Annotated in this window: 31 protein-coding genes; 16 read left to right on the top strand and 15 right to left on the bottom strand. The window is 42.8% G+C overall.

Going from position 1 to position 24,802, the window contains the following annotated elements; all coding sequences use genetic code 11:
• The first annotated feature begins 14 nt into the window (after nt 1-14).
• From N480_RS20825 to dolP, 4 genes are read left to right on the top strand one after another with little or no spacing between them, the layout of a single operon-like run.
• The gene (locus tag N480_RS20825; RefSeq protein WP_063374517.1) at nt 15-1,892 is read left to right on the top strand and encodes a penicillin-binding protein activator; all 1,878 of its coding nucleotides are present in this window, start codon (nt 15-17) and stop codon (nt 1,890-1,892) included.
• Nucleotides 1,893-1,935: 43 nt separating this feature from the next.
• Entirely contained in the window at nt 1,936-2,301 is a 366-nt protein-coding gene (locus N480_RS20820) for a YraN family protein (protein WP_063374367.1), read from the top strand.
• A gap of 1 nt (nt 2,302) precedes the next feature.
• The gene (locus tag N480_RS20815; protein WP_063374366.1) at nt 2,303-2,887 is read left to right on the top strand and encodes an SIS domain-containing protein; all 585 of its coding nucleotides are present in this window, start codon (nt 2,303-2,305) and stop codon (nt 2,885-2,887) included.
• A gap of 1 nt (nt 2,888) precedes the next feature.
• Nucleotides 2,889-3,455: a division/outer membrane stress-associated lipid-binding lipoprotein gene (dolP, locus tag N480_RS20810; protein WP_063374365.1), complete on the top strand. Its 567-nt coding sequence runs from the start codon at nt 2,889-2,891 to the stop codon at nt 3,453-3,455.
• Between the two features lie 49 nt (nt 3,456-3,504).
• Here dolP and N480_RS20805 read toward each other — a convergent pair whose 3' ends face one another.
• The 8 genes from N480_RS20805 to zapE all read right to left on the bottom strand — a co-directional run bounded on the left by N480_RS20805 (nt 3,505) and on the right by zapE (nt 9,959).
• Nucleotides 3,505-3,954, bottom strand: a complete 450-nt coding sequence (locus N480_RS20805; RefSeq protein ID WP_063374364.1) for a ClpXP protease specificity-enhancing factor — start codon at nt 3,952-3,954, stop codon at nt 3,505-3,507.
• Nucleotides 3,954-4,577: a stringent starvation protein SspA gene (gene sspA, locus N480_RS20800; protein WP_063374363.1), complete on the bottom strand. Its 624-nt coding sequence runs from the start codon at nt 4,575-4,577 to the stop codon at nt 3,954-3,956. Before sspA ends, N480_RS20805 begins: the two co-directional genes overlap by 1 nt.
• Before the next feature lie 98 nt (nt 4,578-4,675).
• Nucleotides 4,676-5,413: a cytochrome c1 gene (locus tag N480_RS20795; protein ID WP_063374362.1), complete on the bottom strand. Its 738-nt coding sequence runs from the start codon at nt 5,411-5,413 to the stop codon at nt 4,676-4,678.
• Complete coding sequence (locus tag N480_RS20790) at nt 5,410-6,633, bottom strand: cytochrome b (RefSeq protein WP_063374516.1); 1,224 nt, start codon at nt 6,631-6,633, stop codon at nt 5,410-5,412. Before N480_RS20790 ends, N480_RS20795 begins: the two co-directional genes overlap by 4 nt.
• Before the next feature lie 104 nt (nt 6,634-6,737).
• A complete protein-coding gene (petA, locus tag N480_RS20785; RefSeq protein WP_063374361.1) occupies nt 6,738-7,328 on the bottom strand; it encodes a ubiquinol-cytochrome c reductase iron-sulfur subunit in 591 nt (196 codons plus the stop codon).
• 490 nt (nt 7,329-7,818) lie between these two features.
• Nucleotides 7,819-8,211, bottom strand: coding sequence for a 30S ribosomal protein S9 (gene rpsI / locus N480_RS20780; RefSeq protein ID WP_155730519.1), 393 nt, complete (start codon nt 8,209-8,211; stop codon nt 7,819-7,821).
• An 8-nt stretch (nt 8,212-8,219) separates the two neighbouring features.
• Nucleotides 8,220-8,648, bottom strand: coding sequence for a 50S ribosomal protein L13 (gene rplM / locus N480_RS20775; RefSeq protein WP_023397225.1), 429 nt, complete (start codon nt 8,646-8,648; stop codon nt 8,220-8,222).
• Between the two features lie 222 nt (nt 8,649-8,870).
• Nucleotides 8,871-9,959 (bottom strand): cell division protein ZapE, encoded by a 1,089-nt coding sequence (zapE, locus tag N480_RS20770; protein WP_063374515.1) that lies wholly within the window; start codon nt 9,957-9,959, stop codon nt 8,871-8,873.
• A 139-nt stretch (nt 9,960-10,098) separates the two neighbouring features.
• On the opposite strand from zapE, the gene N480_RS20765 reads away from it, so the two are divergent.
• The 3 genes from N480_RS20765 (at nt 10,099) to N480_RS20755 (ending at nt 13,265) form a co-directional block, all read left to right on the top strand.
• Nucleotides 10,099-10,554 (top strand): YhcB family protein, encoded by a 456-nt coding sequence (locus N480_RS20765; RefSeq protein ID WP_063374359.1) that lies wholly within the window; start codon nt 10,099-10,101, stop codon nt 10,552-10,554.
• A 180-nt stretch (nt 10,555-10,734) separates the two neighbouring features.
• Nucleotides 10,735-12,087, top strand: coding sequence for a DegQ family serine endoprotease (locus N480_RS20760; protein WP_063374358.1), 1,353 nt, complete (start codon nt 10,735-10,737; stop codon nt 12,085-12,087).
• 104 nt (nt 12,088-12,191) lie between these two features.
• Nucleotides 12,192-13,265 (top strand): trypsin-like peptidase domain-containing protein, encoded by a 1,074-nt coding sequence (locus N480_RS20755; RefSeq protein WP_063374357.1) that lies wholly within the window; start codon nt 12,192-12,194, stop codon nt 13,263-13,265.
• Nucleotides 13,266-13,290: 25 nt separating this feature from the next.
• Here N480_RS20755 and murA read toward each other — a convergent pair whose 3' ends face one another.
• Genes murA through N480_RS20720 form a run of 7 tightly spaced genes read right to left on the bottom strand, consistent with a single transcriptional unit; the run spans nt 13,291 to nt 17,962 of the window.
• Complete coding sequence (gene murA, locus N480_RS20750; protein WP_063374356.1) at nt 13,291-14,556, bottom strand: UDP-N-acetylglucosamine 1-carboxyvinyltransferase; 1,266 nt, start codon at nt 14,554-14,556, stop codon at nt 13,291-13,293.
• 12 nt (nt 14,557-14,568) lie between these two features.
• Nucleotides 14,569-14,826: a BolA family protein gene (locus N480_RS20745; RefSeq protein ID WP_063374355.1), complete on the bottom strand. Its 258-nt coding sequence runs from the start codon at nt 14,824-14,826 to the stop codon at nt 14,569-14,571.
• 5 nt (nt 14,827-14,831) lie between these two features.
• Nucleotides 14,832-15,125: an STAS domain-containing protein gene (locus tag N480_RS20740; RefSeq protein WP_063374514.1), complete on the bottom strand. Its 294-nt coding sequence runs from the start codon at nt 15,123-15,125 to the stop codon at nt 14,832-14,834.
• Nucleotides 15,118-15,804, bottom strand: coding sequence for an MlaC/ttg2D family ABC transporter substrate-binding protein (locus N480_RS20735; protein ID WP_063374354.1), 687 nt, complete (start codon nt 15,802-15,804; stop codon nt 15,118-15,120). The genes N480_RS20740 and N480_RS20735 overlap by 8 nt, the downstream gene beginning before the upstream one ends.
• Nucleotides 15,805-15,810: 6 nt before the next feature.
• Complete coding sequence (mlaD, locus tag N480_RS20730) at nt 15,811-16,356, bottom strand: outer membrane lipid asymmetry maintenance protein MlaD (RefSeq protein WP_063374353.1); 546 nt, start codon at nt 16,354-16,356, stop codon at nt 15,811-15,813.
• Between the two features lie 11 nt (nt 16,357-16,367).
• Nucleotides 16,368-17,147 carry a lipid asymmetry maintenance ABC transporter permease subunit MlaE gene (gene mlaE, locus N480_RS20725; RefSeq protein ID WP_063374352.1) on the bottom strand — a complete coding sequence of 260 codons (780 nt, stop codon included), beginning with the start codon at nt 17,145-17,147 and terminating at the stop codon, nt 16,368-16,370.
• On the bottom strand, nt 17,144-17,962 hold the full coding sequence (locus N480_RS20720) for an ATP-binding cassette domain-containing protein (protein WP_063374351.1): 819 nt from the start codon (nt 17,960-17,962) through the stop codon (nt 17,144-17,146). The genes mlaE and N480_RS20720 overlap by 4 nt, the downstream gene beginning before the upstream one ends.
• A 223-nt stretch (nt 17,963-18,185) precedes the next feature.
• Here N480_RS20720 and N480_RS20715 point away from each other — a divergent pair, with 223 nt between their 5' ends.
• The 9 genes from N480_RS20715 to ptsN are packed head-to-tail and all read left to right on the top strand — an operon-like array spanning nt 18,186 to nt 24,797.
• On the top strand, nt 18,186-19,148 hold the full coding sequence (locus tag N480_RS20715; RefSeq protein WP_063374350.1) for a calcium/sodium antiporter: 963 nt from the start codon (nt 18,186-18,188) through the stop codon (nt 19,146-19,148).
• Between the two features lie 9 nt (nt 19,149-19,157).
• Nucleotides 19,158-20,129: a KpsF/GutQ family sugar-phosphate isomerase gene (locus N480_RS20710; RefSeq protein ID WP_063374349.1), complete on the top strand. Its 972-nt coding sequence runs from the start codon at nt 19,158-19,160 to the stop codon at nt 20,127-20,129.
• Between the two features lies 1 nt (nt 20,130).
• Complete coding sequence (gene kdsC, locus N480_RS20705) at nt 20,131-20,682, top strand: 3-deoxy-manno-octulosonate-8-phosphatase KdsC (protein WP_063374348.1); 552 nt, start codon at nt 20,131-20,133, stop codon at nt 20,680-20,682.
• On the top strand, nt 20,679-21,233 hold the full coding sequence (lptC, locus tag N480_RS20700) for an LPS export ABC transporter periplasmic protein LptC (RefSeq protein WP_063374347.1): 555 nt from the start codon (nt 20,679-20,681) through the stop codon (nt 21,231-21,233). Before kdsC ends, lptC begins: the two co-directional genes overlap by 4 nt.
• Nucleotides 21,220-21,753 (top strand): lipopolysaccharide transport periplasmic protein LptA, encoded by a 534-nt coding sequence (lptA, locus tag N480_RS20695; RefSeq protein ID WP_196761531.1) that lies wholly within the window; start codon nt 21,220-21,222, stop codon nt 21,751-21,753. Before lptC ends, lptA begins: the two co-directional genes overlap by 14 nt.
• Nucleotides 21,750-22,475, top strand: coding sequence for an LPS export ABC transporter ATP-binding protein (gene lptB / locus N480_RS20690; protein WP_063374346.1), 726 nt, complete (start codon nt 21,750-21,752; stop codon nt 22,473-22,475). The genes lptA and lptB overlap by 4 nt, the downstream gene beginning before the upstream one ends.
• A 41-nt stretch (nt 22,476-22,516) precedes the next feature.
• A complete protein-coding gene (locus tag N480_RS20685; protein WP_063374345.1) occupies nt 22,517-24,025 on the top strand; it encodes an RNA polymerase factor sigma-54 in 1,509 nt (502 codons plus the stop codon).
• 26 nt (nt 24,026-24,051) lie between these two features.
• The gene (gene hpf, locus N480_RS20680; RefSeq protein ID WP_023397244.1) at nt 24,052-24,339 is read left to right on the top strand and encodes a ribosome hibernation promoting factor; all 288 of its coding nucleotides are present in this window, start codon (nt 24,052-24,054) and stop codon (nt 24,337-24,339) included.
• A 2-nt stretch (nt 24,340-24,341) separates the two neighbouring features.
• Complete coding sequence (gene ptsN / locus N480_RS20675) at nt 24,342-24,797, top strand: PTS IIA-like nitrogen regulatory protein PtsN (protein WP_063374344.1); 456 nt, start codon at nt 24,342-24,344, stop codon at nt 24,795-24,797.
• Nucleotides 24,798-24,802 lie beyond the last annotated feature (5 nt).

The raw sequence follows: 24,802 nt of genomic DNA, 5'->3' as shown, positions 1-24,802 counted from the left end.
GTGAAGGTATACGCGTGCAACTGAAAAAAATAAGTCTAATTATGGCCATATTGTCAGGGTTATCTGCCTGTGGCACAACCCCTAATAGCACTCAACCACCCACAAACGCTCAATCACAGCTCAGTACACCGCAAATTGTGCAAGATTTAGATGCTGCAGCACTCTATAAAAAAGGCCTAGAAAAAGATGGCGCGGCTCGCATTCAGCTCCTTTATAATGCGCGAGAAGCAGCTATTACAGAGAAAAACTGGCAAATATTAGAACAGGCCTGTATTGAATTAGAATCGAAAGCCAGTGTCGATCATGTACAAAACAAACTGTATGTCGCTTTAGCCCGCAAAGAACTCAAAAAATACGAAAGTGCTCACGAAATACTGCAAAGCGTTGCTCAGAAGTTAAAACTTCCAGAGCACAAAGCTTGGCACCAATATCTAACCGGTAGCATTTTTGCCTCACAAAATTTACCTAAAAAAGCACTCGTCCACTATTTCAAAAGTGCAGATATAGCTCAGCAAAATAAACTTGCGATAGCGGGGCTGGACAGCGAGGTTTGGGCGGCATTACAACAGCTTTCATCTTATGCATTAGAACGCTTTGATCGTGGCTCTGTGATTCAACAAGGGTGGGTTAAACTCGCTAAGTATCATCAGGTTTACCTAGGCTCAACAGTGCAATTACATCAAGCGATGAATAACTGGCAACGTCGTTATAAAAACCACCCTGGTAGCTTTATTATTCCAACAAAAGTTAAATCAGATATCAACCTAGCCCCCTATCAGGCTACAAAGCTGGCCATTTTGCTACCACAATCCGGCAGCAGCGAACGCCTTGGCGCAGCACTTAAAAACGGCTTTCTGGCTGCAATGGACAGAAGCAAAATATCTGAGATCTACTTTATTGACGAGATGGACAGCCCCGAGTTAATTGAAAGAAGCCTGCAAAAAATCCAAGCGGACTTTATTATCGGGCCTCTTCTCAAGTCTAATGTTGTCAAGGTAAAAAGTAGCAGTTACGTTGCGAGCTCTCCTGCAATCTTCTTAAATGAAGTCGATGAATCAGAAGCAGAGCGTGTACATTCTGAGCATTTTTACTTTGCGCTTAACCCTGAGCATGAAGTCGAACAAGCCATGGTTCACTTTTTAGCAAAAGGCTATCAGAAGCCGATGATTCTTGCGCCTGATACGCCTTCCGGGCAACGCTTAATTGCTCACTTTAACCAACAATGGCAAGGCTTTAGTGACACCCACCCCGAAGTCGGCTTTTACTCAAACAGCGAAGACATGGTTAAAGTCATTACAGAACTATTAGAAGTCGACAGCTCAAAAACCCGGATTAAAGAAGTAAAAAATCTATTTCGCAGTGAAGTTGAAAGTGAAACGCGCTCTAGACGTGATTTAGACGCCATATACATTCTTGGCGATGCGATAGAAACAAGACTGCTAAAGCCATATTTAGATGTTAATGTCAGCACTTTTGCAGAGCGTATTCCTCTCTATGCAAGTTCCCGTAGCTATAGCAAGCAAATAGACAAAACAGACAAGGGAGACTTAGAAGGCTTGTACTTCACCGAGTTGCCTTGGATGCTCCCAGATGCCGTCAACGAACGTAATTTACGTGATACGTACTCTCGCCTTTGGCCAGAACAAGCTGACATAGAGCAGCGCTTATTTGCCATGGCGTACGATGCCGTAAACTTGATACCAGAACTTAAGCAGCTTAATAAAATACCAGGAAAAGAGTTCGAAGGCCTCACAGGTGCACTCAGCATTAAAGAAGCAAACCAGATACACAGAAAACTAATTTGGGCGCAATATCACAAAAATCGAATTCGCTTAGTTAGCTTGGATGAACGCCCACCTACTCCGCTGTTTATGCAACAAGCGGAGCAATAAAGGACAGTGTTGCTGAGCAAAGAAGACGAAAAAAGGAACTTTTATGCTAAAAGGACTATTTGGCAATACCCGTGAAAAAGGTCAACACTACGAAGTAATTGCGGAACAATATTTGATAAAGCAAGGTCTTAAACCTGTCACTCGCAATTACTTGTGTCGTTTTGGGGAAATAGACCTCATTATGAAAGAAGCGAATACTTGGGTTTTTGTTGAAGTGAAATTTAGAAAAAGTAAAGCCTACGGTGGTGCAGTCAATGCATTATCAGCCAAAAAGCAACAGTGCTTGAGACGCAGTATTTATCAATATACTCAAGATTATGCCTTGCATAATCGCGCTCTACGCGTAGACTTTGTTGCAATACAGGGGGATAGTCCTCACGCTATACAATGGATAAAGAACGTTTTTTAATATGCAAGAATCTATCAAAGCCATCTTTACCGAGAGTATACAGGCACAGATCGCTGCCGGAGAAGCAGTTGCAGAGCAATTAGAAACCGCCGCTTATGTCATATCGCAAACATTAATTAATGGTAATAAATTAATATGTTGCGGAGTGCCAAGTAGCCATATGCTTGCTGAACATTTTGCCAGTTTACTTATCAATTTCTATGAAACTGAACGTCCATGCTTACCCGCACTGACGCTTAGTCAGTCGAATATTAACTTGAGTGGTCAAACACCTAACGCACACCATGAGCTCTTCGCTAGACAAATTAGGGCCATTGCGCAAGAGGGAGATCTCCTATTTGCAATTGCGGTTAACGGGAATGAAAAAGAAGTCATCAGTGCAGTTGAATCAGCACTGACTAAAGACTTAAAAATCATTGCTTTAACAGGTAATGATGGGGGGGAGTTAACGGGTTTGTTAGGCCCTAATGATGTTGAAATTCGCATGCCTAGTAAACGAGCGAGTCGCATTCTAGAGTCTCATTTATTTACCGTGCATTGCCTTAGCCAACTTATTGATAATATTCTTTTTCCTCAGGATGATTAGTATGTATTTAAGACCCATCTTGTTGCTTTGTGCTGTTTTATTTATCCAAGGCTGTGCCGTTGCTGTGGTTGCTGGTACTGCCAGTGCAGTATCCGCTGCAAACGATAGGCGAACAATCGGTTCGCAAATTGATGACAACAGCATTGAAATAAAAGCCACATTAGCGCTAAAACAGATCCCACGCTTAGCCAAGCATGCCAATATTAATGTCGTCAGTGTCAATGGCACCGTGTTATTGACAGGCCAGGTTGCCAATGAGGAAATGCGCACTGAAGCAAACAGTGCGGTTACCAATGTAATGGGTGTAAAGCGCTTGCTCAATCAAGTTAGAATTGGCAGCAATATTGGCCTATCAACGCAAACTCATGATACTTGGCTAACCTCTAAAGTGAAAACACAATTACTCGCCAGTGACAATGTGAATGGCAGTAATATAAAAGTTATTACCGAAAATGCTGAAGTTTTCTTAATGGGGATGGTTGCTAAAGATGAAGCCGAACAAGCCGTCGACATTGCTCGTAATATCCATGGCGTTGAAAGGGTTATCAAGGCCTTTGAATACCTTTAATACGACCTTAAGACTGAAAAGAAAAAACCTGCACTAGCAGGTTTTTTTATTATTTTATTACGCGTAAGTGAGCGCCCTTTTTAGGCTTCTCTTCGCTAGAGCTTGGCTCTTTTGGCTCAGAAGAGTCTGACTCTTCAACGCTTGGCTCTTGCTCAACTTCATCAACGTCTTGCGAATACTCTTCTTCCAAATTTGACTCAGAGAAGATCGTACCTTCGCCATTTTCTCTTGCATAGATTGCCAGCACGGCACCAACAGGCACATATACCTGCATTGGCTGCCCTGAAAAGCGAGCACTAAAACTCAGCGCTTCTTTATCCATCAGAAAGTTATTAGCGGCACTTGGACTCACATTCAGCACAATTTGTCCATCTTGAACAAATTGCACTGGGACTTGAACCTGTGGATAATTTGCATTGACTACAACGTGTGGTGTGCATTGATTATCCACAATCCAATCGTAAAACGCCCTAAGTAAATAAGGTCGATTAGACGTCATTAGCTGCGGATCTCGCGCTCAATATCGGTTAACGATGCTTGGAAAGACTCACGTTCAAATAGACGAAGCATATAATCTTTCAATTCGCTTGCACCGCTGCCAGTTAGCTCAATACCTAGCTCAGGCAAACGCCATAATAGTGGCGCCATAAAACAATCAACTAAGCTAAACTCTTCACTCATAAAGTAAGGTGCTTCGCCAAAGATAGGGGCTACAGCAAGTAGTGCTTCTGTTAACTCTTTACGAGCGCCTTCAGCATCATTTCCAGTCGTAATTCTCTCAGCAAGGCTATACCAATCGCTTTCAATGCGGTGCATCATCAGACGACTGCGGCCACGCATTACTGGGTATACTGGCATTAACGGTGGATGCGGGAAACGCTCATCCAAATATTCCATAATGATATTTGCCTGGTACAAACCTAGTTCGCGGTCGATCAAGGTTGGTACAGTACCATATGGGTTAATTTCGTGTAGCGCTTCTGGCAAGTTATCCTTTTCAGCCAGATGAATATCAACACTTACACCTTTTTCTGCTAAAACGATACGAACCTGATGGCTATACATACAGTTTGCACCAGAAAAAAGAGTCATAACTGGGCGCTTGTTGGCAGCTACGGCCATGCCTACCTCCATAAAATAATCACAAAGTAATCAAATCACTTTAAACAGCAATAGGGGCATAAGCCCCTATTACCTAAAATCACCATTGAGTGTTCAAATTAATGAACGTCTCTCCAGTACTCTTTCTTCAAGAAGAAAGCTAAGATGAAGAAGATTACCAAGAATCCGAGCACTTTGATACCTATTGCCTCAGATTCTAGTCGCGAAGGTTCACCCACATACGCTAAAAAGTTTGTAAGGTCTCTTGCTGCTTGGTCATATTCATCGTCACTCATCTCACCGGAGCCGTCAGTTTCAACACCCACAACTTTGGTTACAGTTTCATCACCCTCAACCACCTCTTCAGTGATTGGCATTGGTAAACCTTGCAGCTCCTGTAGAACGTGAGGCATCCCCACCAGTGGGAACACAACATTATTCACACCAAAAGGACGAGACTCATCTCTGTAAAATGACTTTAAGTAGGTGTAGATATAATCTGGCGATTTAACACGAGATATTAACGTTAAGTCTGGTGGCGCAGCACCAAACCATTTCGCAGCATCCTCTTTAGACATAGCATTAAGAATATGCGAACCCACTTTAGAGTCATTAAAAATTAATGTCTCTTTACCTATTTCTACTGGAATACCAATATCACGAAACGTACGCTCATAACGCTGGTACTGCATCTGGTGACAACCCAAACAGTAGTTCATAAACAGTTTGGCGCCACGCTGTAATGAAGCTTTATCCCTTAGGTCAATGTTAGCGTCCATCAAAGGCATTGTTGGACCTGCCGCCATTGTAAAGGTTGGCAACAATGCGAATAAACCGATCAATAGCTTTTTCATCATTTCGTCAACCTCGTTGGTAGTGGCTTTGTTACTTCGTTCTTGGAATATACGTACAGTAATACAAAGAACATGAAATACGTCACAGTACAAATCTGAGACAAAATGGTTGATTGCACAGTTTGCGGTGTCGCGCCTGCCCAACCTAAAATTAGGAAGGTCACAACAAACTGAGCAATATTCAACTTATGCCAAATACTGCGATAACGGATAGAACGAACTTTACCTCTATCCAGCCATGGTAACAGTGCCAGCATGACAATTGAGGCACCCATAGCCACTACCCCGAACAGTTTATCAGGAATAGCACGTAAAATCGCATAGAAAGGCGTAAAATACCAAACAGGGAAGATATGTTCTGGCGTTTTAAGCGGGTTTGCAGCTTCAAAGTTCGGTGCTTCGAGGAAGAAACCATTCATTTCAGGCATAAAGAATACGACCCAACAGAACAATATTAAGAACCCAGCGACCCCTAAAATGTCCTTAACCGTGTAATAAGGGTGGAATGGGATTGCATCAACCACATCTTTTTTGTTGGTATAATATTCATGGAACTTAAATTTAGGTTTGTCTTCTTCTGCAACAGAGCCTTTTTTGCGCTTGATCTCGATACCATCAGGGTTGTTCGAGCCGACTTCATGTAGCGCCACAATATGGAGGAAAACAAGAATCACCAGCACCAGTGGCAATGCTATAACATGCAAAGCAAAGAAGCGGTTCAGGGTGGCGCCTGAGATAACATAATCACCACGGATCCAGAGTGTTAAGTCCTCACCAATGACTGGAATAGCACCGAACAATGAAATGATAACCTGCGCACCCCAGAACGACATCTGTCCCCAAGGTAATAGGTACCCCATAAATGCTTCGGCCATCAGCGCGAGAAAGATCAACATACCAAATAACCACAAAAGCTCTCTGGGCTTTTGATAAGAGCCGTAGATCATACCTCGGAACATATGCAGGTAAACAACAACGAAAAATGCTGAAGCCCCGGTGGAGTGGAGATAACGTAATAGCCAGCCGTATTCAACGTCACGCATGATATATTCAACTGACGCAAATGCCCCTTCAGCAGAAGGCACAAAGTTCATCGTCAACCAAATGCCCGTCACAATTTGATTGACCAGTACTAAGATGGCTAATGAACCGAAAAGGTACCAGAAATTAAAGTTTTTAGGTGCTGGGTACTGTGCAATATGCATGTTCCAGACTCGAGTCATCGGAATTCTGTCGTCAATCCAATTGACCACTGAACTCACTACACCACCCGATTTGGTTGTGGTGTTATCACCCGTAGCGGTTTGTTCTTCGTATTTACTAGTCATTACGCCACCCCTTGTTCTTCACCCACTAAGATAGTGGTGTCATCTAGAAAGGTGTATGGCGGGATTTCCAGATTTAACGGTGCTGGGACGTTTTGAAAAACGCGTCCAGCCATATCAAACTTGGAGCCGTGACACGGACAGAAGAAACCATCCGCCGTACCCTCAACTTTTTCACCAAACCCACCGTTCATAAACGTTGGAGAGCAACCCAAGTGGGTACAGATCCCAACCGCGACAAATATCTCCTCACGCTTAGAGCGATAGTTATTCTTCGCCGATTCAAGTTGTTGCGCTTCATCGGAATTAGGGTCACGAAGTTGGTCTTCGTGTTGTTTCATTTGTTCTAGCATTTTTGGGGTGCGATAAATAACCCATACAGGCTTACCTCGCCACTCAACACGAATTAATTGTCCAGGCTCAAGTTTGCTTATGTCCACTTCTACAGGAGCCCCTGCAGATTTAGCACGCTCACTTGGATTCCAAGACGCAATAAAAGGAACAGCAGCTCCAGCCGCACCAACGCCACCTACAACAGAGGTAGCGATAGTTAAAAAGCGACGTCGGCTGTTGTCTACAGGCGCATTGCTCATCCACTTATCTCCACTATGATCCTCAACACTTGCTATATTGAGAACATCAGTTACAGCAGGTTAATTTTAAGATATTTCAAAATAGACGCGATCATAAGTAAAACCCCTATCTATAACAGGGTTATTACTATTCCACTTTAGATGCTATCAAAGCGATAATTACTTCAAATAACAGCCAAAATTAGAAACGACAGGTTATGATATGACGTCTTATGCAACGATTCTCTGACCAAGATCAACCTCTGTCTAAATCACCAGAAAATTAATCAGTTCAAATCGCGAATAATTTACTTGCCATGCAAGTGTAGCAAAGAATTTGATGGGTAAACGTTCAACAACACTAATTTTTAGAGTTTTTTGAAAGTTTATTAAACTCAGTGGAGAAAAATTGAGATAACAAAGGTTGCAGCACAGGGCAAATTACAAAGGTTACACAAAACAAAAAACCCAGCACAAGGCTGGGTTTTTGCAAATTCTGAAACGTAATAAATTAACGTTTTGAGAACTGTGTCTTCTTACGTGCTTTCTTAAGACCAACTTTCTTACGTTCAACGCGACGAGCGTCACGAGTAACAAAGCCAGCTTTACGTAGAGCTGGACGTAGTGACTCGTCAAACTCCATTAGTGCACGTGTGATACCGTGGCGGATTGCGCCAGCTTGACCAGTCATACCACCACCTTCAACAGTGATGTATAGGTCAAACTTCTCAGTTAGCTCAACTAGCTCTAGTGGCTGACGAACAACCATGCGAGAAGTTTCACGACCGAAGTATTCTTCGATAGAACGTTGATTAATTACGATGTTGCCAGTGCCTGGGCGTAAGAATACGCGAGCACTTGAACTTTTACGACGACCTGTACCGTAGTATTGATTTGCCATGATAGTGCTCCTTAAATGTCTAGAACCTGAGGCTGTTGTGCCGCATGGTTGTGCTCGTTACCAGCGTAAACTTTAAGTTTACGGAACATTTCACGACCTAGAGGACCGCGAGGTAACATGCCTTTAACTGCTTTTTCGATGATCATTTCAGGCTTTTTAGCTTGAAGCTTCTCGAAGTTAACAGACTTAAGACCACCTGGGTAACCAGAGTGAGCGTAGTACATTTTTTGCTGAGCTTTGTTACCAGTTACAGTAACTTTTTCAGCGTTGATAACGATGATATAATCACCAGTGTCAACATGTGGAGTGTACTCAGCCTTGTGCTTACCGCGAAGGCGAGCAGCGATTTCAGTAGCAATACGACCTAAAGTTTTACCTTCAGCGTCAACTACGTACCAGTCACGTTTTACAGTTTCTGGTTTAGCAACAAACGTTTTCATTTATAAAATCCAAAGTTTTCAGTTAAAACCACAGGTAGTCAGAGGACTACCGCTCTACTAATGGTGCTTCAACCCCTTCGAGTTTAAGACTTTTTTGCCCCTCAAGTCAGTGGCTAAGCCGACGAGGGCTATAGAACGCAACGTGGCAGGCCGCGGATTATAGCAAGGGTAGTTCGGAAAAACCAGCGTATGGCTGACTTTTCCGCCAGAAATCTTATTTTATTAAGCTAGGTGCTCTCGGGATAGATATTCGAGTGACTGCATCTCTTGTAAGCGACTGATACAACGTTTGAATTCAAAGTTTAATGTGCCTTGTGTATAAATGTCATTGATTGGTGCTTCACAAGAAATGATCAAAGTAACATTTCGCTCGTAAAACTCATCTACTAATGCAATAAATCGACGCGCGGCATCATCATTTGACTGCCCCATTTGCTTGACGTTTGATAAAATGACCGTGTTATAAAGGCGGCTGATTTCCATATAGTCAACTTGCGAACGGGCGGTTTCACATAACTGTGTAAAGTCAAACATGGCAATGCAATCAGACACTTTACGTGTTTTGATCATTCTTCCTTCAATTTCTATTTCTGCATCCAAGACACCTGCCTCTGGTGATAATTTGTCAAAGTACTCAAATAAGTTGAGATCTGCTTGTGCATCAAGCGGGCTATGAAATATTTCGGCAGACTCTAAAGTCCGCAGCCGGTAATCAATGCCAGAGTCTACATTTACCACCTCGGTATTCGCTTTGACTAAGGCTATCGCAGGTAGGAATCGCGCCCTTTGTAAGCCATTGCGATACAGTTCATCAGGAATGATATTTGACGTCGCGACCAATACAATACCGCGCTCAAACAGAGCTTCCATCAGTCCGCCCAGCAACATGGCATCGGTTATATCTTGAACAAAGAATTCATCGAAACAAATGATGTCTGTTTCGGCTTTAAAAATATCTGCGACCACATTGAGAGGATTTTTAACTTCGTTGAGTTTTTTCAGCTCATCATGCACACGGTGCATAAAACGGTGAAAGTGCACACGCATTTTTCTTTCACCCGGAAGTGCTTCATAAAAAGTATCAACTAAATATGTTTTCCCTCTGCCAACGCCACCCCAAAAATATAACCCTTTCACTGGCTCCACTTGCTTATTCCCAAATAGCTTTGCAAAAAAGCCTTTTGGTTCAGCTGGTTGAGCAATTAAATCGTCATATAAGCGCTGTAAATGCTTTACTGCATTTTCTTGCGCACTGTCGTACTGAAAGTCATCTCTTTTAAGATCTTGTTGATACTTTTCCCAAGGCGTCATCATATTTTTTATTGAACTGAGCAGTTTTCTTTGCCGAGTATATTAACACGCATCCAAACTCAGCGTATATTTAAGCTATCGATAGATGGTATTTTTAGCATATTAAAACAGGTGGCTTTCACCTTATACAGGAGTAAGTATGACAACAATCGCATGGTTGGGCTTATTGATCATCGTGGCGATCAGTGCATTTTTCTTAGGTTCACTATTCACTAAAAAACAGTTTAAGCACGAAGAAATCGAGCAACAAGCAAAGCAAGCTGAGCAAAATTTAGAGCAATATCGTCAAGATGTTGCGGATCATTTAGCGAGCACCAAAAAGCTAGTTGGTAAAATGCAGGACAACTACAGTCAGTTGCTGCAACACGTTGAAGACACTAACCAGCTATTGATTGAAGAAAAGAGTAAAAAGCCAAGCGAGCCATTTTTCTCTAAAGAAACGACTGAACAGTTACAAGCTTCTCTGCGAGCACGCCCTGAAAAACGCCGCAGTGATGAATCCACTTACACGAATCCACCAGTGGATTATGCGGAAGGTGAAAGTGGGTTATTTTCCGACAACCGCTCAAAAAGCGAGCAATTAAAAACACCTTAATGAACTTTTTTTTAGCCTCATAGTCTGTAGAAATAATTACTGAATCATTGAGCAGAGGTTTCTCTGCTCAGGGACTAAATCACCTTAGTGTATTGTACGTATAAATAGTAACTATTTATTTTTTATCTACTTTATCGCTAAGGGTGAATCAACGCTGTAATTTAGGAGAGTTTCCAGACTATGAGATTAAAATTAACTTTATTATCCGCAGCGCTTTTATCTTCCAGTATGCTTTTGCTACCAAACACTTCTGAAGCAAAGCTACCTGTTGCGGTTGACGGACAGCAACTTCCGACCCTAGCGCCAATGTTAGAGCGCGTAACCCCCGGAGTCGTGAGCATTCAAGTTTCTGGCGCAAAAGAAGTGCGCCGCCGTGTAGATCCGTTTGACTTTTTCTTTGGCAACCCAGCCCCAAGAACACAGAAGAGACCATTTAGCGGCCTAGGCTCAGGGGTCATCATTGATGCTGATGAAGGGTACGTCGTGACAAACAACCATGTTATCGATGAAGCAGATAACATCATTGTGACACTTAAAGACGGCAGAGAGTTTAAAGCAAAACTAATTGGCGCAGATAAAGAATCCGATGTCGCATTATTACAAATTGACAATGATGACCTGACAGAAGTAAAGCTAGCTGATTCCGACAAGTTACGTGTAGGTGACTTTTCTGTTGCTATTGGCAACCCATTTGGTTTAAGCCACACGGTAACTTCAGGCATTGTCAGCGCGTTAGGGCGCAGTGGCCTGAACATCGAGGGCTACGAGGACTTCATCCAAACTGATGCGGCAATTAACCAAGGCAACTCTGGCGGCGCATTAGTAAATTTGAATGGTGAATTAATTGGCATTAATACTGCCATTTTAGGTGCATCGGGAGGCAATGTTGGTATTGGCTTTGCAATTCCATCAAACATGATGAAAAACCTAGTCGACCAAATTATTGAGTACGGACAAGTACGTCGCGGCTCTTTAGGGATTGTGGGGCGCACGCTAAACGCGGGCCTTGCTGAAGCCCAAGGGTTTGATGTAAAACAGGGTGTATTCGTTCAAGAAGTAACTCCGGACTCTGCCGCTGCAGAAGCAGGCATAAAAGCAAATGACGTAATTACCCGTATTGATGGTGACAAAATCGAAAGTTTTGAAGAATTGCGCGGTAAGATTGCTACGTTGGGTGAAGGACGAGAAATTGAAGTCAGTATTCACCGCGATGGCAGAAATCGTAATCTAGACGTTAAACTTCAAGGTCAAAATGAGCGTCAAGCACAGGCGGATCGTATACACCCAAGTCTGCGTGGCGCTGTGCTAGAAAGCAGCGAGCGTAATGGCAACCAAGGCATTGTTGTGGTCAGTATTGAAGAGCGTTCACCAGCGGCACGCGTTGGACTGCAAGAGGGTGATGTCATAATGCAGGTTAATCGACAAAGAGTCACAACTGTCCGAGAGATGAAACGCCTAGTAGACGATATTCAGGGTAATATTGTTTTAGGTATTAAGCGCGGTAGAGACTCAGTGTTCTATCTGATTCAATAGTCATTTCAAAAAAAATTATCAAGTTTTACGCAGCGGCACTTGTCGCTGCGTCGTTTTGTGTCATCATGTCTTTCATAGCAAATAAACGTGAATAATAATAACCTGTGCTTCAAATTATTAGAACTGTGTTGCCCCCCGTCGCGATTGGGTTTGCCATTGCCCTTTTGATTCTATGGTTAACGCCTGAATTTAGAACAAAGGCAGGCAACCTCAATGTCCCATACACCGTACAGCAAATGAGCTTTGCCAATGGTGTCAGTAAAGCCGCACCAGCCGTCGTCACGATTTTCTCCGAAAGCTTTAGCCAAGTGCCTAGATTTAAGCGTCAAAACCGCATTCAAGAGCTCGGCTCAGGCGTCATAATGACTTCTGATGGCTATATTCTTACCAATTACCATGTCATTAATAATGCAGACCAAATTATGGTTTTACTCCCTGATGGCAGGCAATACTATGGCGTACTCATTGGCTTTGATACCATCACCGACTTAGCCGTTTTAAAAGTTAACGAAGAACACCTTCCTGTTATACCAGTTAATGACAACATCTCGCCCAGAGTGGGTGATGTTGTGCTGGCCATAGGTAACCCGCTTAACTTAGGACAAACGATTACGCAAGGCATCATCAGTGCCACAGGCAAGCAATCTCTCACTGACAGCCAGTACAATAGCCTGCTACAGACCGATGCCGCGGTAAATGTCGGCAACTCAGGGGGCGCTCTGGTTAATTCAAATGGTGTTTTGGTAGGCATTACCTCAGCGCAATTTACGACCCGGTATAACATTGATATTGAAGGTATTTCGTTTGCTGTACCCTACAGTTTAGCCAAAGATGTTATGACTAAGATCATTGAAGACGGGCGAGTTATTCGCGGGTATTTAGGCTTTGTTGGCTCCGCAGTCGATAACGAAGGTCAGCTAATAACCGATGTATATACACCTATTATGGGGCTCAGAATAAGCGAACTTGACCCATTAGGGCCGGCTTGGCAAGCTGGTATGAAAGACGGTGATATAGTCACTAAAGTTGCGGGAAAAAGCATCACTAACCCCCAACAAACTCTACGCATTATAGGAAATACGGAGCCTGGGACATCGCTAGAATTCGAGGTATACCGCAATGGTGAAACATTAATTTTTATGGTGGAAGTTGCCGAACTGGAAACTCCCCTTTATTAAAAAAAGCGAGCTTGGCTCGCTTTTTTTAATTGTGTTTGCGCTTGATATTGGCACCTAAACGACTGAGCTTATCTTCAATTTTCTGATAACCTCTATCTACGTGATAAATGCGGTCTACTACAGTCTCTCCTTGCGCTACAATTCCTGTCAGAATAAGACTTGCCGAAGCACGTAGATCAGTTGCCATTACCTGTGCACCAGACAGATGCTTGGTTTCATCACAAATTGCCGTATTTCCTTCCAAGCGAATATTTGCGCCCATACGCTGTAACTCTGGCACATGCATAAAACGGTTTTCAAATATCGTCTCTGTAATGGTTGCACTGCCATTCGCCACAACATTAAGTGCGGTAAATTGTGCTTGCATATCTGTTGGAAAACCTGGGTGCGGCATAGTTTTGATATTCACAGCTTTGAGCTCTCGGTCTTTCATACTGACAAAGATGCTATCATCGTTAACTTCAACGAGAACATTAGCCTGACGTAACTTTTCTAGCACCGGTTCCAAACTTGAATGATCCGTGTTACGACACAATACCTCACCTTGGCTCATGGCGGCAGCCACTAAGAATGTGCCTGTTTCAATGCGGTCAGGTAAGATTTTGTGCTCGCATCCACTCAGAGATTCAACCCCTTGGATTTCAATGCGACTTGAACCTGCACCGGAAATTTTTGCACCCATAGCGATCAAACACTGCGCCAGATTAATTATTTCAGGTTCACGAGCAGCATTCTCTAACACCGTAGTGCCATCCGCCAAAGTTGCTGCCATTAACAGGTTTTCGGTAGCGCCTACAGAGACTGTTTCCATTAGAATTTCGGCCCCTTGTAAGCGTTTTCCTGCTGGTGTTTGCGCGTTTATATAGCCGTTTTCTACGCTAATTTGCGCACCCATTTTTTCCAGCCCAGAGATGTGCAAATCAACAGGCCTGGCGCCTATCGCGCATCCTCCGGGTAATGATACTTGAGCTTTACCAAAGCGGGCAAGAAGCGGGCCAAGCGCAAGAACTGACGCACGCATTTGCTTGACTAACTCATAAGGCGCTAAAACCTTATCTACTGTTGCACCATTGACTTCTAATAGGTCACCACGCCAAGTAACATCTGCACCAAGCGTTCTCAACAAAGCTTCGGTTGTAACAATATCTCGAAGTTGTGGCACATTGCTAAAGATGCTTTTGCCATCAGCAAGCAATGCAGCAAATAAGATAGGAAGAGCCGCATTTTTGGCTCCAGAAATAGTGACTTCACCGTTTAAAGTGGTGCCACCTTGGATAACAAACTGATCCATTGTGGCTCCTACTTATTGTGGCAAAATGAATTTTTGTTCGCGTTGCCACTCGCTTGGAGTAAATGCCTTGATACTAACAGCATGAATAGTGCCGTCTTTGATGACTTCCATCAAAGGCCCATATACCATTTGTTCCCTTTTAACACGTCTTAATCCATCAAAACATTCTCCAACTGCAATCACTTCATAATGACTACCATTGGCTTTCACCTTCACCTCTTCTAAGGTCAAAGATTCTTGTAACACAGTTTCGACTTGATTAGTTTCCATTGGACTCACTCAAATAAGTTTGTGACCTGCCCCAATTCCATTAAATTTTGCAATTGTTCAGGTCTATTCTTCAACTCAAGGCGTACACCTTGTCGTTTTAATTTGCCTAAAGAGTGAATTAACCAAGCTAAACCCGCGGTGTCAACCCTTGAGACCTCACAAAGGTCAAAATAGAGCACTGACTGCGCATTTTCTAACAATTGATTAAGAAGTGATTCATTTACCAAGGTGTCACGGGTCAATTCTCCCGTAACCGAAATGGTGTCCTCACCGACCTTGTTAAATTGCAGATTAGGCATTGCCATCATCCCCTCTAAACTGCACAGGCAACTTACTTTTCTTATCAAGTAAAGTGATTACATGTTCGATGCCTTGCTGACGTAAAATGCCGTGAAGTTCACTTTGTTTTGCATCTAACAAACTGATCCCTTCGGCCATCATGTCAAACGCACGCCATTCACCGTTTTTGTTTTTACGAACTTTAAAGTCAATTTTGATATCTGGCTTACCGTCCTCAACAATTTTTGTTTTCACTGTCGCAACAGATTCCGCACCGATGGCACGAGGCGCTTCAAATTCAACTTTTTGGTTCGTATATTGTGTAAACACACCAGCATACGTAGCCACAAGGTATGATCTGAATACAGTAATAAACTCCTTGATATGCTGTACTGCTTGCTGCTTTTCCTTTTTATCTTTAATCGTACGTACTTTTTGAATATAGCTTCCTAACACACGGTAAGCTGCGTACTTGTAGTCAATGTAAGGCAATAATTCCTGCTCTACAATGAGCCTTAGATGCTCTTTGTCTTTGGTTATAATTGCCTGATCCCTTGCTACGCGTTTAAAGGTATTATCAGCGACTTGCTGTACCATTTTATATGGATCACTGAGATCAACTTGCTCAGCTTTTACAGTGTAAGACCAAAGTAATGTCGCGAAAAGCAACGCAAATATCTGGGTATAATGCTTAATCATGATGTATTACTCACTTCCCTGATTAAATAGAAATTGACCAATTAGCTCTTCAAGTACCAGTGCCGACTTCGTATCGGTGATCATGTCGCCATTTTTCAACGCTTTACTTTCAACGCCAAATAGGTCATCCAAATCCATTTCATCCTCGCTAACGACTTCATTTCCTAAACATGATTGCTTGGCAGATTCTGCAGCGATGACAGGAGAAATACCTAAGTACTGCTCACCCAAAATACCCGACGTCAATATCGAAACAGAAGTTGTATCCGAAAACTGACATTCATAAGTTTGATCTATGCTCATACTTACCACTGGCACAAACTCTTCTGGGTGGATTTGAATGCCGTCAACTCGGCCAATCACAACACCTCCCACTTTAATTGGGGCGCGCGTTTTCAATGAACCGATGTTGTCAAACTTCGCCTGAAGTGTATATGTTTCACCGTTGCCACTGATACCAGCATTGGCAACCTTCATTGCAAGCATAACGAACGCTGCAACACCTAGAGCTACAAATAAGCCCACTAAAATTTCTATTTTCCGTGTATTCATTACCCAAACCCTTAACTAGAAAACATCACTGCTGTTAATACAAAGTCGAACCCTAAAACAGCAAGCGAAGAGTGCACAACGGTCTCCGTTGTTGCTTTACTGATCCCCTCTGACGTTGGAACACAGTCATACCCTTTATACAACGCAATCCACGTTACGATTAACGCAAATACAAAACTCTTAATGAGGCCATTCATTATATCTTGCTGTAGAGAAACCTGAGACTGCATAATCGACCAAAAACTTCCCGAGTCGACACCCAACCAATCTACGCCAACCAGGTGCGCGCCTAAAATAGCGACAGCTGAGAAAATAAGCGCCAATAAAGGCATACTGATAAAACCAGCCCAAAACCTCGGTGCAACAACCCGCTTAAGCGGATCAACCGCCATCATTTCTAAACTCGACAGCTGCTCCGTCGCTTTCATTAAGCCTATTTCCGCGGTTAGTGCACTGCCGGCACGTCCTGCAAACAGTAAAGCGGTCACTACAGGACCAAGCTCTCGTAATAAACTCAATGCGACAAGCGGCCCCAAGCTATCTTCTGCGCCATAGCCAACAAGCACTGTGTAGCCTTGTAGCGCGAGTACCATGCCAATGAATAATCCTGACACCATGATTATTAATAAGGATTGGTGACCAACCATATACAGCTGTTTAATCAACAGCGGTGTGCCTTTTCGTAAATTAGGCACATTCAACAACGCACCAAGTAGCATTTGTGTTGCTCTGCCAATTGACGCAAAGCGGCTGAGCGTTTTATGGCCAATTCTTTGTAATATATCTATCACTGCGTATCTCCACTCAGTAGCTCTTCATCGTATAGCGCAGCATTAAAATGAAATGGTACCGGACCATCGGCAAGCCCTTGCAAAAACTGCTGAACAAGCGGGGAGCTATGAGCCAGCATTTCTTCTGGCGAACCACTACCAATAACTCCCTGCTCAGCAATAATAACAACATGATCTGCGATACTAAGCACTTCGGTAACATCGTGGGTTACTATTAGAGAAGATAACCCCAATACCTCATTTAATGATTTGATCATTCGCACCAATACGCCCATCGAGATAGGGTCTTGGCCAGCAAATGGCTCATCATACATAATCAATTCAGGGTCTAATGCTATTGAGCGAGCTAACGCAGCTCTTCTAGCCATACCACCAGAGAGCTCTGACGGCATAAGATCACGGGCCCCGCGCAGTCCAACAGCTTGAAGCTTCATTAACACGATTAATCTGATTAAATCTTCACTGAGCTGAGTATGCTCTCTTAAAGGGAATGCCACATTATCAAATACTGACAACTCCGTAAAAAGCGCACCACTTTGAAACAGCATGCTCATCTGTTTGCGTGCCTGATAAAGCTCTGTACGAGACATCGAAGGCACACTAGTACCTTGAAAAGTAATATCACCACTATCTGGACGAAGTTGTCCACCTATCAGACGCAACATGGTGGTTTTACCAATACCACTTGGCCCCATGATGGCTGTAATTTTACCCTTTGGTACTGAAAAGCTCATATTTTTGTATATGACTCTATCACCACGAGAAAAGGTTACATCCTTGACTTCAACGATTGACTGCGACAAGTCGCTCTCCATATATCGATTTCACCAATTGATGAATAATACTTTTTTTTACCTCAAGATGGAAAATGCAAATTGGTAAAATTTTGTAATTGAATTTGTTAAAGCACCTCACAAAACACACCACACACTCCATAACAAGCTAACCAAGCGCATCTAATACGAGATTATTTATACATTTGATATTGCATTTGATAATATTTGTCGCACTTTAATTAAGTTACTCGGCATAGACTTCATGGTTTTATCTTTTGTCATTCTTATCTTAGGTTTTATAGCGCTGGTGTGGAGCGCAGACAGATTTGTTTTTGGCGCAGCTGCTTTAGCAAAAAATCTAGGTGTTCCTACCTTGATTGTTGGTCTTACGATAGTTGCTATGGGCTCATCTGCCCCGGAGATGATGGTTGCCGCACAAGCTGCTTTATCAGATAAAACCGATACAGCCGTAGGTAATGCCGTTGGTTCGAACATTGCCAATATCTTTTTAGTATTAGGGATCACTGCACTTCTTCGCCCATTGGCTGTCGGTTCAGGGATTTTGAGAAGAGAAATGCCGTTGTTAGTCATTGTCTCTCTTGGAGCTTGGTACATAGTAAGTGACAATTACTTCAGCGCTTTTGAAGGCGCAATACTCTTAGCTGGATTCGCTTTATTTATATTAAGTTTGATATACATTACAAAGAAAAGTAGCCATGCTGCAGAAGAAGATCCGCTAGTTTCTGAAGCATGTGACGAAGTCCCCAATGACGTGCCAACAGGCAAAGCCGTTTTTTGGCTCATCGTTGGCATGATAATACTCCCTATTAGCGCTGACTTTTTGGTTGATGCAGCCGTTGATATTGCCAAGTTCTTTGGGATGAGTGACTTACTAATTGGTTTGACTATTATTGCAATTGGTACGAGTTTGCCTGAACTCGCTGCCTGCGTTGCCGGTGTCTTGAAAAATGAGGATGACTTAGCACTTGGAAACATTATTGGGTCAAACATTTTTAATATTTTGGCTGTGCTGTCAATCGCGGGACTACTCAACCCTGCACAGTTAGACCTCAATATTTCAAGCAGAGATATCTTTGTCATGTTGGGCGCGACAGCAGCGCTCATCTTAATGAGCCTTAACTTCAAAGGAAAACGACAAATTAACCGCTTTGAAGGGGGCTTACTATTGGCCGCTTTCATAGGCTATATGTACATGATCATTTAGGTGTTGGAAATGAAAAAACCGTCGTTTGTCGAAACTGCTAAACGCGTTTTAAAAATAGAACAACAAGCGCTACTTGAACTCGAGCAGTTTATTGATGAAAATTTTGTTTCTGCCTGTAATTTAATCCTTGATTGCAAAGGCAGAGTGATTGTGATTGGTATGGGTAAGTCAGGTCATGTGGGCAATAAAATTGCTGCCACGTTAGCAAGCACAGGCACGCCGTCATTCTTTGTACACCCCGGCGAGGCTAGCCACGGCGATTTAGGTATGATTACCTCCGATGATGTGGTTCTAATGCTGTCAAACTCGGGGGAAACAGGAGAAGTCGTTGGGATAATCCCTGTCATCAAACGAATTGGTGCCCAAGTTATCAGCATGACCGGAAATGAACAGTCCACGATGGCGCAACTTGCTGATATTCATTTGTGTATTAAAGTCTCCCAAGAGGCTTGCCCGCTTGGGTTGGCACCGACTGCCAGTACCACAGCGACACTTGCGATGGGAGATGCTTTAGCTGTTGCGCTGCTAGAAGCAAGAGGGTTCACAGCTGATGATTTTGCTCTTTCTCACCCAGGCGGCAGTTTAGGTAAAAGGCTGCTGCTAACACTTGCAGATATTATGCATAAAGACAAAGACATTCCGATTACCCCTATGGGGAGTTCTATTAAAGATGCACTTTTCGAGATGTCGGCAAAAGGCTTGGGCATGACTGCAATTGTTGATAGTCAAGGTAAGCTAAGCGGTTTGTTTACAGATGGGGATTTACGCCGTGTAATTGAACAAAAAATAGACTTGCACAATGACACCATTGATTCGGTTATGACTATCTGCTGTACTACAGCAATGCCAGACATGTTAGCTGCCGAAGCACTTAATATTATGGAAAAGAAACGAATTAATGGCCTGATAGTGATTAATGAAGACAACCACCCCATCGGTGCCCTCAATACTCAAGACTTATTACGTGCAGGGGTTTTGTAGCATGCATTTTAGTGATTTATACCAACCAATTACACAGCAAACGGCCGATAAATCGAAAGCGATTAGGCTTTTAATTTGTGACATAGATGGTGTCTTTTCTGATGGTCGTATCTACCTTGGTAATCAAGGAGAAGAGTTGAAAGCATTCAATACAAAAGACGGATTTGGCATTAAAGCACTTATTGAATCAGGCGTTGAAGTCGCCGTGATCACAGGACGTCATTCAGAAATAGTTAAGCAGCGTATGACTAGCTTAAATGTTAAGCACATTTACCAAGGTCAAGAGAATAAAGTGGCGGCATACGAAGAGCTGAAGTCCACTCTCGGCTTAGAAGACGAACAAATTGCATATATTGGTGATGATGGGCCAGATATCCCTGTTATGCAGCTAGTAGGCTTAGCCGTTGCCGTTGCCGATGCACATCCATTAGTTAAACGGCTAGCACATTACACAACAATGTTGCCCGGTGGATTTGGTGCTGTCAGAGAGCTGACCGACCTGCTCATGCTTAGCCAGGGTAATGAATTACTCTCAAAAGGTAGTAGCACATGACCAATTTGCGGGTCATATTACTCATAGTATTTAGTGTCATGATGCTATGGCTATGGTACCCATATATAACACAGCAGGATAAACTGGCGCTGCCCAAAGAGGAGGCCATTGCTAAGCCTGATTATGTTGCTGTTGACTTGAAACAAACGTCTTTCGCGGAAAACGGGCAGCTCAGTTACCAAATTACCGCTCAGAGAATGGAGTTGTATCAAGAGCTTGGTTTTAGTCATTTCGAAGCGCCGATTTTTATGCTCCACAATGGCGAACACAATTGGCAATTAGCAGCCAAAGAAGCAACGCTGTATGAGAACGATACATTAATTTTAGAAGGTGAAGTGACGGCAACTAATTTAATGCCCGCTGCAATGATCACACATATCAATGCTGACAACTTACGTTTAGAGATCACCAATCGAGTGATGCGCTCTGAACAACCAGTAGTCATCACTGGACCAAATGTAACTATCACGGGCAAAGGCCTGATAGCCGACCTTAATACTGAGGTCATTGAATTAATCAACCATACTGAAACGATTTATGATAAGCAATAAACTAAGTGCCACAATCTTATTTGCGTGCTCTATTGGACTATTAGCGCAAAGTGCATTTGCCAATACAGCGCCTGAACAGGTCATCATCAGTTCTGGAAAACAGCAGGCACAACTGCAAACTAATATTGGCGTATTTGAAGATAACGTAGAAATCATTCATGGCGCACGTAAAATCACGGCTGACAGACTGGAAGTACATCGCCGAGAAGAGCTTGGGGACAACAAACAACTGTTGGTTGCGACAGGTAACCCCGCAGTATTCCAAGAACAACAAGCCGATGGCAGTATTCTCAAAGCAAGCGCTAAAGAAGTGCGCTACGATGTTGCTAATAGATTACTAACTATTAAAGGCAGTGCTGAGATCAGCCAAGCTGGACAAAAAATATCTGCACAAGAAATACTCTATGATATGGACAAACAGCTGATCAGTGCTCAACGCTCAGACCAAGAAGGTAAACGCGTTAGGACTGTTTTGTTGCCAGTGGATGAAAAGAAAGAAACCAAAGAGGAACAGCCGTGAGCACACTCAAGGCCATTGCTTTGGCAAAAAGCTACAAAGGCAGACAAGTTGTAAAAAACGTTGAGTTAAGTGTAAAAGCTGGCAGCATCGTAGGCTTGCTAGGCCCTAACGGCGCAGGTAAGACTACCACCTTTTACATGATTGTTGGTTTAGTCCCCAGTGACAAAGGTAGTATTCAAATTGATGATCAAGACATCACTCTGCTGCCTATGCACAGTCGCGCACGGTTAGGCATTGGCTACCTGCCCCAAGAGTCTTCTATATTTAGAAAACTTACGGTATATCAAAATTTAATGGCAATTTTGGAAACACGCAAAGAGCTCAGCAAAGCACAGCGCGAAGAAACATTAAACGAGCTATTGGACGAATTTAATATTCAACATATTAGAACCAGTTTGGGCATGGCTTTATCTGGCGGCGAGCGCCGCAGGGTAGAAATTGCACGCGCATTAGCCGCTGATCCAAAATTTATTCTATTAGATGAGCCTTTTGCTGGCGTTGATCCCATTTCAGTGATAGATATAAAGAAAATAATCGAGCATTTAAAAAACCGTGGCATTGGTGTGCTGATAACTGACCACAATGTAAGAGAAACTTTAGATGTCTGCGAAAAAGCCTACATTGTTTCACACGGTGAATTAATTGCATCAGGTAGCCCTGAACATGTTTTAGCGGATCAAACTGTCCGAGATGTCTACTTAGGCGAACAATTCAGGCTATAGTTAAGAACAAGCGTAACAACAAAAAGGATTGTTAGAGATACATGAGGCAATCGCTACAGCTGCGCATGGGGCAGCAATTAACAATGACACCACAACTGCAACAGGCAATACGTCTGCTACAGTTGAGTACGTTAGACCTCCAGCAAGAGATCCAAGAAGCGCTGGACAGCAATCCTTTATTGGAAGTAGAAGAAAACGAAGCAGAATCCTTTGAAAATGGTCTGAATAAAACAAACGAACAACAAAGCACTGAAAAAACAGACACAAGTATCGACGATAACATCGACACACCATCTAGTGAGTATGAGCAAGACACAGATACCGCGCTTAACAAAGAAACGCTAAGCGATGAAATGGCCATGGATGTTACATGGGATGAGTATATTAGCGCAGCACCGGTGAGCTCTTCGGGCCCAATGCCTGAGGACGAGAGTATTTATCAAGGTAAAACAACCGAAAGCCTGCAAGAATACCTCATGTGGCAACTTGAACTTACTCCATTCAGTGCAACTGATAGACTTATCGCACTCTCCATAGTGGAAGCTGTGGATGATTCAGGCATTTTAACGGTAGCCTGTGAAGATATTGTTGAAAGCTTAAATGTTGATAACGATCAGGAACCTATTGAGTTAGATGAGGTCGAAGCGGTACTCAAGCGCATTCAACTATTTGATCCTGTCGGTATTGCTGCTCGTAGTTTGCAAGAATGCTTGGTAGTACAATTAAATCAATTTGCTAAAGACACCCCTTGGTTAACCGAAACCAAACATGTCATCGAAGAGTATATCGATCTCTTAGCAAATCGTGATTACCGTACTATCATGAAAAAAACCAAGCTTAAAGAGCCTGAGCTAAAAGAGGTTATGACGCTTATTCATAGTCTGAACCCAAAACCTGCCGCCAGTATCGTGCAGGAAGAAGCTGACTATGTAATACCTGATGTATCAGTAAAAAAAGTAAAAGGTCGTTGGGTTGTAGAGTTAAACCCAGATTCGATGCCAAAAATTAGAGTCAATGATCATTATGCGGCCATGTCTCGCTCAGTGAAATCGAGCAGCGATAGCCAATTTATTCGCTCACATCTGCAAGAAGCTAAGTGGTTCATTAAAAGCCTTGAAAGCAGAAATGAAACATTATTGAAAGTAACTAATTGCATTGTGCAGCAACAACAGGCATTCTTTGAACATGGCCCTGAGGCAATGAGGCCTATGGTCCTCAATGATGTAGCTGAAATGGTTGATATGCATGAGTCAACTATTTCTCGTGTAACGACACAAAAGTATATGCACACGCCTCGCGGCATATATGAATTGAAATACTTCTTCTCGAGCCACGTAAGTACTGAGAATGGTGGTGAGTGTTCATCGACAGCAATTCGAGCACTTATCAAAAAGCTAATCGCTGCTGAGAACTCAGCCAAACCACTGAGTGATAGCAAAATTGCAGATGTATTAGCTGATCAAGGTATTAAGGTGGCAAGACGTACTATTGCCAAATACCGAGAGTCTTTGGCTATTCCACCGTCTAATCAGCGCAAGAGCTTGATATAGACGTAACAAAAGAAGGAAAAATGCTTATGCAACTAAATTTAACTGGTCGCCATGTAGAAATTACCGACTCATTAAGAGACTACGTAACGAGTAAGTTTGCGAAGCTGGAAAGGCATTTTGATCACATAAATAATGTTCATGTTATTTTAGATGTCGAGAAACTCATACAAAAAGCAGAAGCTACACTTCACGTCAATGGGGGCGAATTGTTTGCCTCTACAGAGCACAAAGACATGTATGCAGCTATAGATGGCCTAATTGATAAATTAGATCGCCAAGTTATTAAACATAAAGAGAAGCTAACTCGACACTAATCATGAAACTTAGCGCACTCATTTCCGAGGACTGTAGCAAAGCTGCAGTCCTTTTTAATAGCAAAAAAAGAATTCTTCAATATATTAGCGAATTAGCGCAACAAAAAATCCCTGACTCCAATCAACATGATATTCTCGAGGCGCTGTTAAATCGAGAGAAGCTCGGGAGTACAGGTATTGGAAAAGGTATCGCGATTCCCCATGGTCGGTTATCAGGGCTCGATAAAGTACTAGCAATTATACTCGTTAACCAACAAGCCATCCCTTTTGACGCTTACGATGATCGTGATGTTGATGTTTTTATTGCACTCATCGTACCTGATGGTGAAAATAAACAACATTTAGAGACCTTAGCAAGCATCGCTGATAAACTTAAAAATAAGGTGTTTTGTAAACGCATTCGACAGGCAACAAACGACAAGGAACTTTATCAAATCCTTGTTGAATTTGACAATTAATAGGA

The organism is Pseudoalteromonas luteoviolacea S2607, assembly GCF_001625575.1.
GTDB classification, from domain to species: domain Bacteria; phylum Pseudomonadota; class Gammaproteobacteria; order Enterobacterales; family Alteromonadaceae; genus Pseudoalteromonas; species Pseudoalteromonas luteoviolacea_E.
The sequence above is the reverse complement of the archived record's forward strand: the minus strand, read 5'-3'. Positions and strand labels throughout refer to the sequence as shown.